At 68.8% G+C, this 13,110-nt stretch carries 17 protein-coding genes; 11 read left to right on the top strand and 6 right to left on the bottom strand.

Going from position 1 to position 13,110, the window contains the following annotated elements:
• The first annotated feature begins 15 nt into the window (after positions 1 to 15).
• Together AB4083_RS06095 and AB4083_RS06090 are read left to right on the top strand one after the other, a co-directional pair.
• On the top strand, positions 16 to 771 hold the full coding sequence (locus AB4083_RS06095) for a hypothetical protein (RefSeq protein WP_441606875.1): 756 nt from the start codon (positions 16 to 18) through the stop codon (positions 769 to 771).
• A 74-nt stretch (positions 772 to 845) separates the two neighbouring features.
• A complete protein-coding gene (locus tag AB4083_RS06090) occupies positions 846 to 1,592 on the top strand; it encodes a pteridine reductase (protein ID WP_441606874.1) in 747 nt (248 codons plus the stop codon).
• Between the two features lie 54 nt (positions 1,593 to 1,646).
• Here the strand turns inward: AB4083_RS06090 and AB4083_RS06085 are convergent, their stop codons facing one another.
• The 4 genes from AB4083_RS06085 to tsaD form a co-directional block, all read right to left on the bottom strand.
• Complete coding sequence (locus AB4083_RS06085; protein ID WP_441606873.1) at positions 1,647 to 2,495, bottom strand: DUF6159 family protein; 849 nt, start codon at positions 2,493 to 2,495, stop codon at positions 1,647 to 1,649.
• A gap of 76 nt (positions 2,496 to 2,571) precedes the next feature.
• Complete coding sequence (gene folK / locus AB4083_RS06080; RefSeq protein ID WP_441606872.1) at positions 2,572 to 3,054, bottom strand: 2-amino-4-hydroxy-6-hydroxymethyldihydropteridine diphosphokinase; 483 nt, start codon at positions 3,052 to 3,054, stop codon at positions 2,572 to 2,574.
• An 8-nt stretch (positions 3,055 to 3,062) separates the two neighbouring features.
• Positions 3,063 to 3,422: a dihydroneopterin aldolase gene (gene folB / locus AB4083_RS06075; RefSeq protein WP_441606871.1), complete on the bottom strand. Its 360-nt coding sequence runs from the start codon at positions 3,420 to 3,422 to the stop codon at positions 3,063 to 3,065.
• Between the two features lie 42 nt (positions 3,423 to 3,464).
• Positions 3,465 to 4,514 carry a tRNA (adenosine(37)-N6)-threonylcarbamoyltransferase complex transferase subunit TsaD gene (gene tsaD / locus AB4083_RS06070; RefSeq protein WP_441606870.1) on the bottom strand — a complete coding sequence of 350 codons (1,050 nt, stop codon included), beginning with the start codon at positions 4,512 to 4,514 and terminating at the stop codon, positions 3,465 to 3,467.
• A gap of 55 nt (positions 4,515 to 4,569) precedes the next feature.
• On the opposite strand from tsaD, the gene rpsU reads away from it, so the two are divergent.
• Positions 4,570 to 4,785: a 30S ribosomal protein S21 gene (gene rpsU / locus AB4083_RS06065; RefSeq protein ID WP_014404075.1), complete on the top strand. Its 216-nt coding sequence runs from the start codon at positions 4,570 to 4,572 to the stop codon at positions 4,783 to 4,785.
• 199 nt (positions 4,786 to 4,984) lie between these two features.
• Positions 4,985 to 5,428: a GatB/YqeY domain-containing protein gene (locus AB4083_RS06060; protein WP_441606869.1), complete on the top strand. Its 444-nt coding sequence runs from the start codon at positions 4,985 to 4,987 to the stop codon at positions 5,426 to 5,428.
• Here the strand turns inward: AB4083_RS06060 and AB4083_RS06055 are convergent.
• A complete protein-coding gene (locus AB4083_RS06055) occupies positions 5,425 to 5,742 on the bottom strand; it encodes a hypothetical protein (RefSeq protein ID WP_441606868.1) in 318 nt (105 codons plus the stop codon). The genes AB4083_RS06060 and AB4083_RS06055 overlap by 4 nt on opposite strands.
• Before the next feature lie 149 nt (positions 5,743 to 5,891).
• On the opposite strand from AB4083_RS06055, the gene AB4083_RS06050 reads away from it, so the two are divergent.
• Positions 5,892 to 6,062, top strand: a complete 171-nt coding sequence (locus AB4083_RS06050) for a DUF1328 domain-containing protein (protein WP_441606867.1) — start codon at positions 5,892 to 5,894, stop codon at positions 6,060 to 6,062.
• Here the strand turns inward: AB4083_RS06050 and AB4083_RS06045 are convergent.
• Positions 6,059 to 6,691, bottom strand: coding sequence for a GNAT family N-acetyltransferase (locus AB4083_RS06045; protein WP_441606866.1), 633 nt, complete (start codon positions 6,689 to 6,691; stop codon positions 6,059 to 6,061). The two genes, AB4083_RS06050 and AB4083_RS06045, sit on opposite strands and share 4 nt — an antisense overlap.
• A 78-nt stretch (positions 6,692 to 6,769) precedes the next feature.
• Here AB4083_RS06045 and dnaG point away from each other — a divergent pair, with 78 nt between their 5' ends.
• The 6 genes from dnaG (at position 6,770) to AB4083_RS06015 (ending at position 13,020) form a co-directional block, all read left to right on the top strand.
• Complete coding sequence (gene dnaG / locus AB4083_RS06040) at positions 6,770 to 8,500, top strand: DNA primase (protein ID WP_441606865.1); 1,731 nt, start codon at positions 6,770 to 6,772, stop codon at positions 8,498 to 8,500.
• 118 nt (positions 8,501 to 8,618) lie between these two features.
• Entirely contained in the window at positions 8,619 to 9,245 is a 627-nt protein-coding gene (locus AB4083_RS06035) for a DedA family protein (protein WP_441606864.1), read from the top strand.
• Between the two features lie 49 nt (positions 9,246 to 9,294).
• Complete coding sequence (locus AB4083_RS06030) at positions 9,295 to 9,756, top strand: GNAT family N-acetyltransferase (protein ID WP_441606863.1); 462 nt, start codon at positions 9,295 to 9,297, stop codon at positions 9,754 to 9,756.
• Positions 9,757 to 9,893: 137 nt separating this feature from the next.
• On the top strand, positions 9,894 to 11,126 hold the full coding sequence (locus tag AB4083_RS06025) for a serine hydrolase domain-containing protein (RefSeq protein WP_441606862.1): 1,233 nt from the start codon (positions 9,894 to 9,896) through the stop codon (positions 11,124 to 11,126).
• A gap of 243 nt (positions 11,127 to 11,369) precedes the next feature.
• Positions 11,370 to 12,080 (top strand): GDSL-type esterase/lipase family protein, encoded by a 711-nt coding sequence (locus AB4083_RS06020; RefSeq protein ID WP_441607192.1) that lies wholly within the window; start codon positions 11,370 to 11,372, stop codon positions 12,078 to 12,080.
• A 109-nt stretch (positions 12,081 to 12,189) separates the two neighbouring features.
• Positions 12,190 to 13,020 (top strand): oxidoreductase, encoded by an 831-nt coding sequence (locus tag AB4083_RS06015; protein ID WP_441606861.1) that lies wholly within the window; start codon positions 12,190 to 12,192, stop codon positions 13,018 to 13,020.
• Positions 13,021 to 13,110: the final 90 nt, after the last annotated feature.

Here is a 13,110-nt window from a genome sequence, read left to right as displayed (position 1 = left end):
AGGTACGAGGCCCGCATGAGCGACGACCGCAAGCAACTCCCCGCCGTGATCACCGCGGAAGACCACAGCCGCGTGACCAAGGCGATCCTGGATTTCGTCAGCGACATCCCGGGCAGCAAGGTCGGCCCCAGCGGCGAGCCGGAGACCGAGGCGCGCCGCATCGCCAACCGCGCCGCGCAACGCGCCGCGCTCACCGCCGGCTCGCTGGCGCTGCCGCCGGGACCGCTCGGCTGGCTGACCGTGCTGCCCGAATTGATGATGATCTGGAAGATCCAGGCGCAGATGGTCAGCGACATCGCCTCCGCTTACGGCCGCCATGCGGAACTGGGCCGCGAGCAGATGCTGTGGTGCCTGTTCCGCCACACCGCCGCGCAGGCGTTCCGCGACCTGGTGATCCGCATGGGCGACCGCCTGCTGTTCCGGCGCATGTCGTACGCGGTGGCTGAGCGCGTGGCCAAGCGCGTCGGCGTGAAGATCACCCAGCGCACGGTCGGCAAGGGTTTGTCGCGCTGGCTGCCGGTGGTCGGCGCGCTCGGCGTCGGCGCTTATGCGTATTACGACACCGGACAGGTCGCGAGCACCGCGATTTCCATGTTCGGCGGCGACTTCGATTTCGAAGGCGGCGGCGACGCCCGCTCGATCACCGAGCGCCCACCCGGTGCCGTGCAGCGCGCACGCAATGCGGTGGTGGAAAAAACCGCCACCGGCGCCGCACGCGTGATGGCGCGCGTGGCGCGTTCGCGCAGCGAGAAGCGCCCGCCGACGAAGTAAAGCACTGCGTCGCGGGATGACCTCCCGCGCGCTTTCCGGCAAGCTGCCGGCTGTTTCGTCCGCAGGAGCCGCGCATGCCGCCTCGCCAGGAACGTCCGGTCGCCTTGATCACCGGCGGCGCCAAGCGCGTGGGCGCGCAGATCGCACGCACGCTGCATGCGGCCGGCTACGACCTCGCCGTGCATTTCCGCAGTTCGGTCGACGCTGTCGCAGCATTGACCGCCGAACTGGAAAACCAACGGCCGGGCAGCACGATGGCGATACAGGGAGACCTGGCCTCTCTCGACAAGCTGCCCGCCATGATCGACTCGACGCTGGAGCGCTACGGCCGCCTCGACGCCCTGATCAACAACGCCTCCGCCTTCTATCCCACGCCGATCGGCAGCGCGACCACCGCGCAATGGAACGAACTGTTCGCCTCCAACGCGCAGGCGCCGTTCTTCCTTGCGCAAGCGGCGGTGCCGGCGCTGCGCGAAACGCGCGGTGCGATCGTCAACCTGGTCGACGTCTACGCCGAACGCCCGCTCGCCAACCATCCCATCTACTGCATGGCGAAAGCCGCACTGGCGGCGATGACGCGCTCGCTCGCGCTGGATCTTGGCCCCGCGATCCGCGTCAACGGCATCGCCCCCGGCGCGGTGATGTGGCCCAGCGACGGCAAGCCCTACGACGACCAGCAGGCCATGCTCGCGCGCACGCCGCTGCAGCGCGCCGGCTCGCCGCAGGACGTGGCCGGCGCCGTGCTGTGGCTGCTGCGCGACGCGCCGTTCGTCACCGGGCAGATCATCCGCATCGACGGCGGGCGCTCGCTGTCGATCTGAAATAAAAAGGGCGGCATCGCTGCCGCCCTTGTCTTACGTGCATGGCACCGCGCATCAGTTCTTGGTGCGGAACGCCTGCTCCAGCAGCGCCTGGTCGAAACCGCCGCCGACCTTGCCCTCTTCGGCGTACTGATACAGCGCCGCCGAATAGATGCCCTGCAGCGAAGCCTGCATCAGGCCCAGCAGGGTGAGGCTCACCACCGCCACCGCGATGGCCGCGACGATCAGCGGCAGCGACTCGGTGCTCAACGCACCCACCACCAGCGCGCCCACGACCACGATCGCCACGAAGGTCAGCAGCCCGAACACCACGCCGATACCGGCATTGCCGATCAGGTTCTCGCCCCAGGTGCGCTTGAGCAGCTCCACGCTGCGCTTCACCGCCTCCATCGGACCGATCTCCTCGCTGGCCAGCACCGGCACCACCAGGAAGGTGGCCACCGTCCAGGCCAGGCCGAGCAGGCCGGCCACGATGCGGCCGACGAAACCCAGCCGCTCCTGCAAGGCGCGCAGGAACAAGCCCACGGTAGCGGCGATCAACGCATAGCCGAAGATCGCGCCGACGCGCGACCTGGCGATGGCGAAACCGGCCGACAGGCTGGTCTCCTCACCGCGCAGCCGCTGCAGCGCCGCACCCGCCAGCGCCGTATTGAAGAAGATGATCACGAAGTACTGCACCAGATAGAACGCGAACGTCGCCACGTACCAGCCGAGCGGCAGCTTGTCGCGAGTGACGTGCTCCATCCCCGCCGCCGCGATGGCAATCGGGATGATGAAGCTCGCCGCCACCAGCAGGCAGCACAGTCCCGACATCAGCGGGAACATCATCAATGCCTTGTCCGAACGCAGCACCGCCGCGCTCGCCTTCATCAGATTCCAGCTACGTGCAAACTTGCCCGCCATATCCCCTACCTCGCTCCTTGGTTGTTTATTGCGCCGCGATTTCTAGCATCTACGCGGCAAGCACAACAGTGCGTCCTTACAGTGGCTCGACCGTCAGCGGCTCGCTCGCGGCGGGAAACGCCGCCCACAGCTCGGCCATGCTTCGGCCGTCGACAGGGTGGCGCAAGCCCGGCGCGATATCGGCCACCGGCCGCAACACGAAGGCGTGTTTCAGTTCCTTGCGCGGAATATCCAGATGCCCGTCGCCCTGCCGCACCAGGTCGCCGTACAGCACGATGTCCACGTCCAGCGTGCGGTCGGAATAACGCGGCACGTCGCGGCGGCGCCCGTGGCGGTCCTCCAGCGCATGCAGCCAGTCGTTGAGCGCTTCCGGCGCCAGCTCGGTATCCAGGCCCACCGCCAGGTTGACGAAGTCCGGCCCGTCGAAGCCCACCGACTTGCTGCGGTAAGCCGGCGAAATATCGATGGCGCCGAAGCGCGCGCGCAGTTCGTCCAGCGCGGCGCGCAGATACTGTTGCGGCTGCTGATTGGAGCCGAGGCTCAGGTAAACACGGGCCATGGCGCCGCTCAGCCGGGCCGCACGCCGCGCTCGATGCGCACGCCGACCGACCGGGCCCCGCGCACCGCACCGGGCTTGGACAGCTTCAGCCGCACCCAGGCCACGCCGAATTCCTCGCGCACGATCGCCGTGCAGCGCTCGGCCAGGGTTTCGACCAGGCCGAAGCTGGACGCCTGCACGTATTCGATCAGGCGCTTGGACACGTCCTTGTAGTTGAGCGTGTCGGCGATGTCGTCGCTGGCCGCCGGCCGGGTGTTGTCGAAGGCCATTTCGAGATCGAACGACAGCGTCTGGCGCACCCGGCGCTCCCAGTCGTAGATGCCGATGACGGTGTCGATGCGCAGGTCTTCGATGAAAACGATGTCCATGGCCGTGCCGGAATGGAGAAAGACGACAAGCCTAACGCGTCGTCACACCGCCGGCAGGGTTTCCAGGTCCCAGCGCGGGAACACCTGCACGCTGGCGTCCTGGTGCTGCCCGGCGGCCAGGCGGATCGCGCCGGCCAGGGCGATCATCGCGCCGTTGTCGGTGCAGAACGCCAGCCGCGGGAAATACACGCGGAAGCCTTCCTTCGCGCCGGCCTCGGCAAGCTCCGTGCGCAGGCGCTTGTTCGCGCCCACGCCGCCGGCGATCACCAGGCGCCTGGCGCCGGTGGCCTGCAGCGCGCGGCGGCATTTGATCGCCAGGGTGTCGACGATGGCCTCCTCGAAGGCGCGGGCGACGTCGGCGCGGGTCTGTTCGGAGCGGTCGGACTGCTGCCAGGCCAGCAGCACCTGGGTCTTCAGCCCCGAAAAGCTGAAATCCAGGCCGGGCCGGTCGGTCATCGGCCGCGAAAAACGGAACACGCCCGCCCGCCCCTGCTGCGCCAGCGCCGCCAGCGCCGGACCGCCGGGGTATGGCAGGCCCATCAGCTTGGCGGTCTTGTCGAAGGCCTCGCCGGCGGCGTCGTCCAGGGTGTCGCCCAGAATCCTGTAGCGGCCGATGCCCTGCACCTCCACCAGCATGGAATGCCCGCCGGAGACCAGCAGGGCCACGAACGGCGGCTCCGGCGGGTCTTCTTCCAGCAGCGGCGCCAGCAGGTGGCCTTCCATGTGGTGCACGCCGATGGCCGGGACACCGAGCGCCCAGGCCATGGCCCGGGCCGCCGAGGCGCCCACCAGCAGGGCGCCGACCAGGCCGGGCCCGGCGGTATAGGCCACCCCGCCCAGGTCCTGCGGGGTCAGGCCGGCCTCGGCCAGGGCCTCGCGCACCAGCGGCAGCAGCTTGCGCACGTGGTCGCGGCTGGCGAGCTCAGGCACCACGCCGCCGTAGTCGGCATGCAGCTTGATCTGGCTGTACAGGGCGTGCGACAGCAGGCCGCGGCCCGGCGCGGCGGGCTCCCAGCGCAGCAGGGCCACCCCGGTCTCGTCGCAGGAGGTTTCGACGCCCAGCACGGGCTTTGAAAATTGCTTCGTGTCCACGCTATACTTCGCGGCTCGCCCGATCAGAAGGGCAAGTTTACCACTCGGAGTTTCCATGCCCAGCGTAAAAGTCCGCGAGAACGAGCCGTTCGAGCTTGCCCTGCGTCGCTTCAAGCGTACTTGTGAGAAGGCCGGCGTCCTGGCCGAGACCCGCAAGCGCGAGTTCTATGAAAAGCCGACCCAGGAGCGCAAGCGCAAGCGTGCCGCCGCGGTGAAGCGCCACCTGCGCCGCCTGTCGCGCGATACCTCGCGTCGTACGCGCCTGTACTGAGCCTGCCGTCCGCCCTCCGGCGGACGCTGAAGGTCCAGGCCAGGCGCCCGCGGCGCCGCCTTGACCTTCGAGGCCATGGCAGCCGGCGCGTGCATCCGCAGCCGCTGCCTTATCGCTCCAGCATCGGCCGGCGTTGCCTCAGGCAACGCCGGCTTTATGCGTTTCCTTAACGCCAACGGCCCCTCCCCCGGAGAGTGACATGTCCCTCAAGCAGCAGCTCACCGAAGACATGAAGACCGCCATGCGCGGCGGCGACAAGGCGCGCCTGGCGGTGATCCGCCTGATGCTGGCCGCGGTCAAGCAGCGCGAGGTGGACGAGCGCATCGAGCTGGACGACCTGCAGACCCTGGAAGTGCTGGAGAAGATGCTCAAGCAGCGCCGCGACTCCATCACCCAGTACGACGCGGCCCAGCGCCAGGACCTGGCCGACGTCGAGCGCGCCGAAGTCAGCGTGATCGAGGCCTACCTGCCGGCCAAGCTCGGCGAGGCGGAGATCGACGAACTGGTCGCCGCCGCGATCGCCGCCACCGGCGCCAGCTCCATGCGCGACATGGGCAAGGTGGTCGCCGCGGTGAAGGAACAGGCCGCCGGCCGCGCCGACATGGCCGTGGTCTCGGCCCGCGTGAAAGCCCGCCTGGCCTAAGGCACGTGGTGGCCCAGGCCACCGGCCGTACGCAGCCAGAACAGCAGCAGCACCAGGGCCACGACCGCCACCACCATCACCCATGTGTGGTGGCGGCGCTGGCCGCTCAGCTGCTCCCAGCGCGCCAGGTCGACGAAATAGCGTCCCTCGCCCGGACAGCGCAGCACGCCGCGCTCCAGCAGCTGGTACCAGGCAATGCCCGGGGTGAGCTTCAGTTCCTCGACGCCGCGCGCCGATTCCATACTCGTCGCGCCCGCTTCCTCGAAGCGCCGCACGATCGCGCGCTGTGCGCGCATCATCATCGCCGTCAACATGGCGTATCTCCGAACTAAACCGCTTCCAACGCAGCGTGAAAGCCGCGGCGCAGCATGACGCCGCCCAGCCATTATCCAGCCAACTCCTTCACACCGGCACGCCCACCCTCGTGGACGCCGTCATCGCGGCCGACGAGAAGGAGAGATGCATGCTCAAGTGGGCCATCATTTTCGCCATCGTTTCGCTGGTCACCGGCTGGCTGGGCTTTTACTCGGTCGCCGGCGTCACCGGCACCATCGCCAAGGTCCTGTTCGCCATCTTCCTGATCCTGTTCCTGATCGCCGTGCTGGCCACGATCGGCTTGTTCCATATCGTCTAGGACCACCGCTCCATGCGCCGATGCGGGGGCACCTGTCCCCGCGCATCGGCCAGGGTGGAGGGCCGCTCCCCGGTCACCGCGAAGCCGCAGCGCTGGTACAGCGCCTGCGCCCGCGGATTGGTCGCCGCCACGTCCAGCGCCAGCGGCGCGCGCCCCAAGGCGCTTGCCTGCGCGGCCAGATGCCGGATCAGCGCCTGCCCGATACCTCGCCCGCGCAAGCCCGGCTCCACTCCCAGATGCGCCAGGTAATGCATCTCGCCGGACGGCGGCGCGATCACCCCTTCCACCCGCAACCCTCGCGCGATCACCCCGGCCGCGTGCCGCCAGCCGAAGAAACCCAGAATCTGTCGCGCCGCCGCCAGGGTGAATGCCCAATGCGTCGAAGCCCCATAGCCAGCGCCGACCGCCACCACGCGCCCGTCCAGCTCCCCCACACAGTGGTTGCGCCAGCCGAACTCGCCGGCCCCGTCGGCGAAGGCGTAGCGCAGGAACGCCTGCGCATCGCTGCGCCCCGGCACCGCGAACACATATTCGAACGCCGCCGGCCCGGAGCTATGGATCAACGGTACCGCCGTCAGCACATCCCCCGCCGCCGCGGGCCTGAAACGCACCTGCGCACTTGCCGCCATGCCCCGCCTCCCCCGACCATGAACCTCCAAGCATAAGCCCGCCCCGGCCCTTGACCGCACCCGTACACTAAGGAGCTTATGCGCGGCCGTATCCCCGACAGCTTCATCGACGAACTGCTCTCCCGCGTCGACATCGTCGACGTGATCGAGCGGCGCGTGCCGTTGAAGAAGGCCGGGCGCGAATGGACCGCCTGCTGCCCGTTTCACAACGAGCGCTCGCCCTCGTTCTACGTCAGCCCGGCCAAGCAGTTCTTCCACTGCTTCGGCTGCGGCGCCCACGGCAGCGCGATCAAGTTCCTGATGGACTACGACCGCCTGGAATTCCCCGACGCGGTGGAAGAACTGGCGCAGTCGGTCGGCCTGAAAGTGCCGTTCGAAGGCGGCCGCGACAACGCTCCGCGCGAAGACAAGACCGACCTCTACAGCCTGCTCGACAGCGCCGCGCGCTGGTACGAAGGCCAGCTGCCGGGCAACCCCGAGGCACAGGCCTATTGCAAGAAGCGCGGCCTCGACGCCGACACCATCGCGCGCTTCCGCATCGGCTGGGCGCCGGCCGGCTTCGACGGCGTGCTGAAGGCGCTGGGCAGCGACGCCAAGCGCATGCAGCTGCTCAACGACGCCGGCATGGTCGCCAGCAACGAACGCGGCAACAAATACGACCGTTTCCGCGAACGCCTGATGTTCCCGATCCTCGACCGCCGCGGCCGCGTGATCGCCTTCGGCGGCCGGGTGCTGCAGTCCGAGCAGGGCCCGAAATACCTCAACTCGCCCGAGACCGCGCTGTTCCACAAGGGCCGCGAGCTGTTCGCGCTGTGGCAGGTGAAGCAGGCCAACAGCAACCTCGCGCGCATCGTGGTGGTCGAGGGCTATATGGACGTGATCGCCATGCACCAGGCCGGCCTGCCGATCGCGGTGGCCACGCTGGGCACGGCGACCACGCCGGACCACACCGAAGTGCTGTTCCGCGCCGCGCCCGACGTGGTGTTCTGCTTCGACGGCGACCGCGCCGGCCGCGCCGCCGCGTGGAAGGCGCTGGAAGCCGCGCTGCCGCGCCTGCGCGATGGCCGCCAGGCGTATTTCCTGTTCCTGCCCGACGGCGAGGACCCGGACACCTTGATCCGCAAGGAAGGCAAGCAGGGCTTCGAGCAGTGCCTGAAGAACGCCACGCCGCTGTCGGAATATTTCTTCGGCGAACTCGCGCACGAAGTGGACATCGGCAGCCTCGACGGCCGCGCCCGCCTGGCCGAACGCGCCCGCCCGCTGATCGCCCGGCTGCCCGACGGCGCCTTCCGCGACCTGATGGCGCAGGAGCTGGAACGCCGCACCGGCGCCCGCGCCGTGCTGCAGCCCGATGCCGCGCCGCGCCGCCCGGCGCAGCGTCCGGTCGCGGTGCAGCGCAGCCTGGTGCGCAGCGCGATCGCCCTGCTGCTGACCCAGCCCGGCATGGCCGACCAGGTGGAACGTCCCTACGGCTTCCTGCGCCTGGACAAACCCGGCATCGAGCTGCTCGCCGAACTGATCGACCTGGCGCGCGCACGGCCCGGCATCAATCCGGTGGTGCTGGTGGAGCACTTCGCCGAGCGTCCGGAGTATCCCGCACTGCAAAAACTGATGGCCGCCACGGTGGTCGGCGAGCCCGAGCTGCAACGCGTGGAGTTCTTCGATGCGCTGCAGCGCATGGAGCAGGAAGCCATAGCCCAGCGCCGTGAACTTCTGCTTGCCAAGCAACGCCAAGGCCCGCTCGATAGCGCGGAGAAAGCCGAGCTGCGCGACCTGCTGGCCAACAAGCCCCCATCCTTCGCTGGTTGAGCGCACATGCGGTTATCCTCCCCCGTTTCGCCCCCGCCGGACGGCGCCCATGGATTGGCCCGCCTGTGGGATCATCGCCCTTCGCTTTCCGCCGGGGCTCGACCAGGCAAGGACGTCGATGGACCTGCTTGAACGACTTGTCATGCTGTTCGCCGAGAACGGCTACGCCTCCGTCTTCATCGCACTGTTGCTGTGCGGTGCCGGCGCGCCGCTGCCGGAAGACATCACCCTGGTCGCCGGCGGTGTCATCACCGGCCTGGGCTACGGCAACGTGCACATCATGTTCGCGGTGTCGATGGTCGGCGTGCTGCTGGGCGACGCGGGCATGTTCCTGCTCGGCCACCACTACGGCGCGCGCATCCTGCAATGGCGGGTGGTCGCGCGCGTGCTCACGCCGGAGCGCTACGCCAAGGTGCAGGAGAAATTCGAGCGCTACGGCAACCGCCTGATGTTCATCGCCCGCTTCCTGCCCGGCATGCGCACCGCGGTGTACATCACCGCCGGCACCACCCATCGCGTGTCGTTCATGCGCTTCTTCATGCTGGACGGCCTGGCCGCGCTGATCAGCGTGCCGATCTGGGTCTACCTGGGCTATTTCGGCGCCAACAACCACGAGTGGCTGGTGATGTGGATCCGCCGCGGCCAGAGCAGCCTGTGGGCGCTGGGCGGCATCCTGCTCGCCGTGGTGCTGGTGCTGTGGTGGCGGCATCGGCGCCGCGTAGCGCGCGAGAGCGCCGGGTCCTGACAAGCCCGGCCCGCGGCGTCGCGATCGAACTGAGCGAATAAGGATCCCCATGTCCGAGCCCGTCATCGTCCGCCCCCTCCGCACCGGCGACCTGGCCGCGTGGAAACCGCTATGGGACCGCTATAACGCGTTCTACGGCCGCTCCGGCCCCACCGCGCTGCCGGAGGAGATCACCCGCACCACCTGGGCGCGCTTTTTCGACGCCGACGAACCCGTGCATGCCTTAGTGGCGGAAAGCGCAGGCGAGCTGCTGGGCCTGGTGCATTACCTGTTTCACCGCAGCACGACCGCGATCGGCCTGAATTGCTATCTGCAGGACCTGTTCACCGTCGAAGCCGCCCGCGGCCGCGGCGTCGGCCGCGCGCTGATCCAGGCGGTGTACGAGGCCGCGCGCCAGGCCGGCTCGCCGCGCGTGTACTGGCAGACCCATCACACCAACGCCACGGCCATGCGCCTATACGACGACGTGGCCGAGCATTCCGGCTTCGTGGTCTACCGCAAGCTGTTCTGAGCACCCGGCATCCCGCAACATCCTGCGGCAACTCTGCTTTCGTGCTGCACCGCACGAAATTTGCCCCACCAGGGCGCCCGCCCGGGCTAAAATAGCCGACCCAGGAGCCCCTTCGCTTCAGGAAGAACAGGGAACCCATGCACGCTCAGACCATGCCGCCGGCCCCACCAGGTCGCAGCGCAAGCCAGGCGCTGGCCCGCACTACTGCATTCGCGCTCGCCGCCGCGCTCAGCCTGGCCGCCGGCCTGCCCGCGCAGGCCTTGCCGCGCACCGCCGCCGCCACGACGCCGTCCACGCTGGGACGCGCACTGGAAGAACTGCAGGCGCGTTCGGTGCTGCCGGGCTATTGCGTGGCGGTGGTCGACCGCGCGGGCGTGCGCTACGCCAAGGGTTTCGGCTACGCCGACCTGGCCAGCAAGCGGCCGTATACGCCGGACACGGTGCAGCCGGTCGCCTCGATCGCCAAGCCCGTCCTGGCGGTGGCGCTGATGCAGCAGGTGCAGATCGGCGCGCTGTCGCTGGATACCGACGTCAGCCGCCAGTTGCCGTTCGACGTGCACAACCCGCATTACGCGCAGTCGGCGATCACCCTGCGCCAGCTCGCCACGCACAGTTCCGGCATCGTCGATCGCGAGCCGTTCTACACGCAGAGCTACGGCAAGGGCGCGCCCTCCTCGTTCGATACGCGCAGCCTGCTCAAGGCCTACCTGGAACCGCAGGGCGCCAGCTACAACGAGGCCAACTACAGCAAGACCAGCCCCGGCAGCACCTACCGCTACAGCAACCTCGGCTCGGCCGTGGTCGCGCTGGCGGTGGAGTACAAGGCGGGCAGCCCGTACCGCATGGTCACGCGCGAACGCATCTTCCAGAAGCTCGGCATGAACGCCACCGGCTGGGCGCCGTCCGAGACGCAGGGCCCGCAGGCCACGCTGTACGACAAGAACAAGAAGCCGCTCGCGCCCTACAGCTTCCCCGCGTACGCGGCCAGCGGCCTGTATTCCTCGTGCAACGACGTGGGCAAGTTCCTGGCCGAGATGATCAGCGGCTACGGCGGCCGTACCGGCCTGCTGAGCGCGGCCTCGTACAAGACCATGTTCGCCCCGGCCTGGACCAAGGGCCAGGAACCCAAGGGCGTGCGCGTCGGCGACGGCCTGGACCAGGGCCTGTTCTGGCAGCGCACCGTCAGCGGCGAGCTGGGCCATAACGGCGGCGACGCCGGCGTCACCGTGCAGATGTCGTTCAATCCCACCACCGGCACCGGCCGCGTGCTGATCACCAATATCAGCGACGGCGACCGTGCCGACGTGGCGCGCGAGCTGGCCAGCCTGTGGCAGGTGCTGGGCAAGTTCGAGCAGAACCCGGAACCCTGAAGACGCGCCCCTGAGGGCACGAGCTTGAGCGCGCCGCGCTCAGGCTCGCATCGGCGCGGTGAACCGGTTACAAGTGACGTCCTCGTCGTTCGGACGTCCAAACGGAACCCCGCCGTGCCAGCCCTCCGCACCCTTCTGCTCGCACTCCTGCTGATCGCACCGCTCGCCTCGGCTCAAGACCAGGCCACTCCCGATCAACCCGCACCTGATCACACCGCACCTGATCACCCCGCACCTGATCACATCAGGCCCGAAGCGATCGACCCGCTCTACACCGCCGCGCCCTCCACGCTCTCGCCGGAGGACGTCGCCTCGCTGCAGCAGCGCCTCGCCGACTGGCCGCAGCTCTCGCGCTATCGCGAGGACAACGCGCACCTGGACGCGCCCAAGGCCGGCGAGCGGCGCGTGGTGTTCTACGGCGACTCCATCACCGACAACTGGGGCCGCCAGCAGGACACCAGCTTCTTTCCCGGCAAGCCCTATGTGAATCGCGGCATCGCCGGCCAGACCACGCCGCAGATGCTGCTGCGCTTCCGCCAGGACGTGCTCGAACTCAAGCCGGCGGCCGTGCTGATCCTGGCTGGCACCAACGACATCGCCGGCAATACCGGCGTGGCCACGCCGAGCATGATCGAAGACAACCTGCGCTCGATGGCCGAGCTGGCGCGCGCCCACCATGTCCGCGTGATCCTCGCTTCGATCCTGCCGGTCAGCGACTATCCGTGGCGCCGCGGCCTGGAGCCGGCCGGCAAGATTCGCGCGTTGAATGCGTGGATCAAGCAGTACGCCGCCGCCAATGGCGCCGTCTATCTCGACTACTACGCCGCCATGGCCAACCAGGACGGCGGCCTCGACGCCGAGCTGGCCAGCGACGGCGTGCATCCCACGCCCGCCGGCTATGCGCGCATGGCGCCGCTGGCGGAGAAGGCGATCGAGCGCGCGCTGTCGCACTGACGCGCGCTTCACGTGCCACAAGGCATCCCGACAAGCCGCGCGGCGATCCGCTAGCATCGCCGCTCCGGAACGCGGAGTGCGTTCTTTTACCGTGATTACGGGGGCTTCCATGGCAGGCAAGGTCTGGTTCATCACCGGCGCATCGAGCGGTTTCGGCGATGCCTTCGCGCGCTACGCGCTGAGCCGCGGCGACCGCGTCGTCGCCACCGCGCGCGATACCGCGCGGCTGGCCCCGCTGGTGAAGCTGGCGCCGGACCGCGTGCTGGCGCAGCGCCTGGACGTGGCCCAGCCCGACGAAGCCGAGCCCGCGGTGATGGCCGGCGTGGAGCGTTTCGGACGGCTGGATATCGTGATCAACAACGCCGGCTACGGCGTGGTCGGCGCCGTGGAAGAAACCCCCGACGCCGAACTGCGCGCGCTGCTGGACACCAATTTCTTCGGCGCCGCCGGCGTGATCCGCGCCGTGCTGCCGATCCTGCGCGCGCAGCGCAGCGGCGCCATCGTCAATATCACCAGCCTCGGCGGGCAGCTCTCGTTCGCCGGCTTCAGCGCCTACTCGGCCAGCAAGTTCGCGCTCGAAGGCTTGTCCGAAGCACTGGCCGCCGAAGTCGCGCCGTTCGGCATCAAGGTGCTGATCGTAGAACCCGGGCAATTCCGCACCAATCTCGCTGGCGGCGGCATGCGCCATATGCCGGAGCTGCCCGCGTACGCCGAGACCGTCGGCGCCACGCGCCGCTTCGCGCACGACATGCACCAGACCCAGGAAGGCGATCCGCTCAAGGCCGCCGCCGCGATCGCCAAGGCACTGGAAGCCGACGAAACCCCGCTGCGCCTCGCGCTCGGCCGCGATGCGGTCGATGCGATCCGCGGACATGCGCAACGCCTGCTGGTCGATCTCGATACCTGGGAAGCGGTGTCGGCCGATACGCGCATCGATTGAGCGCATGCCTGTCGCGTAGGTTGGGGTGAGCGCAGCGAACCCCAACGGGACGGACAGCACGGTCGCGATGTCGGGGTTCGCTATGCTCAC

Origin of the sequence: Dyella sp. 2RAB6 (assembly GCF_052115385.1) — a bacterium.
In the GTDB taxonomy this organism is placed as follows: domain Bacteria; phylum Pseudomonadota; class Gammaproteobacteria; order Xanthomonadales; family Rhodanobacteraceae; genus Dyella_D.
This window is presented reverse-complemented; position numbering and strand designations above follow the sequence as displayed.

Coding starts and splice junctions, on each gene's coding strand:
- AB4083_RS06050 (WP_441606867.1), top strand. CDS start 5,892: ATGCTCAAGTGGGCCATCATTTTCGCCATCGTTTCGCTGGTCACCGGC.
- AB4083_RS06095 (WP_441606875.1), top strand. CDS start 16: ATGAGCGACGACCGCAAGCAACTCCCCGCCGTGATCACCGCGGAAGAC.
- AB4083_RS06055 (WP_441606868.1), bottom strand. CDS start 5,742: ATGTTGACGGCGATGATGATGCGCGCACAGCGCGCGATCGTGCGGCGC.
- AB4083_RS06030 (WP_441606863.1), top strand. CDS start 9,295: ATGTCCGAGCCCGTCATCGTCCGCCCCCTCCGCACCGGCGACCTGGCC.
- AB4083_RS06085 (WP_441606873.1), bottom strand. CDS start 2,495: ATGGCGGGCAAGTTTGCACGTAGCTGGAATCTGATGAAGGCGAGCGCG.
- AB4083_RS06025 (WP_441606862.1), top strand. CDS start 9,894: ATGCACGCTCAGACCATGCCGCCGGCCCCACCAGGTCGCAGCGCAAGC.
- AB4083_RS06015 (WP_441606861.1), top strand. CDS start 12,190: ATGGCAGGCAAGGTCTGGTTCATCACCGGCGCATCGAGCGGTTTCGGC.
- AB4083_RS06045 (WP_441606866.1), bottom strand. CDS start 6,691: ATGGCGGCAAGTGCGCAGGTGCGTTTCAGGCCCGCGGCGGCGGGGGAT.
- rpsU (WP_014404075.1), top strand. CDS start 4,570: ATGCCCAGCGTAAAAGTCCGCGAGAACGAGCCGTTCGAGCTTGCCCTG.
- folB (WP_441606871.1), bottom strand. CDS start 3,422: ATGGACATCGTTTTCATCGAAGACCTGCGCATCGACACCGTCATCGGC.
- AB4083_RS06060 (WP_441606869.1), top strand. CDS start 4,985: ATGTCCCTCAAGCAGCAGCTCACCGAAGACATGAAGACCGCCATGCGC.
- folK (WP_441606872.1), bottom strand. CDS start 3,054: ATGGCCCGTGTTTACCTGAGCCTCGGCTCCAATCAGCAGCCGCAACAG.
- AB4083_RS06035 (WP_441606864.1), top strand. CDS start 8,619: ATGGACCTGCTTGAACGACTTGTCATGCTGTTCGCCGAGAACGGCTAC.
- AB4083_RS06090 (WP_441606874.1), top strand. CDS start 846: ATGCCGCCTCGCCAGGAACGTCCGGTCGCCTTGATCACCGGCGGCGCC.
- dnaG (WP_441606865.1), top strand. CDS start 6,770: ATGCGCGGCCGTATCCCCGACAGCTTCATCGACGAACTGCTCTCCCGC.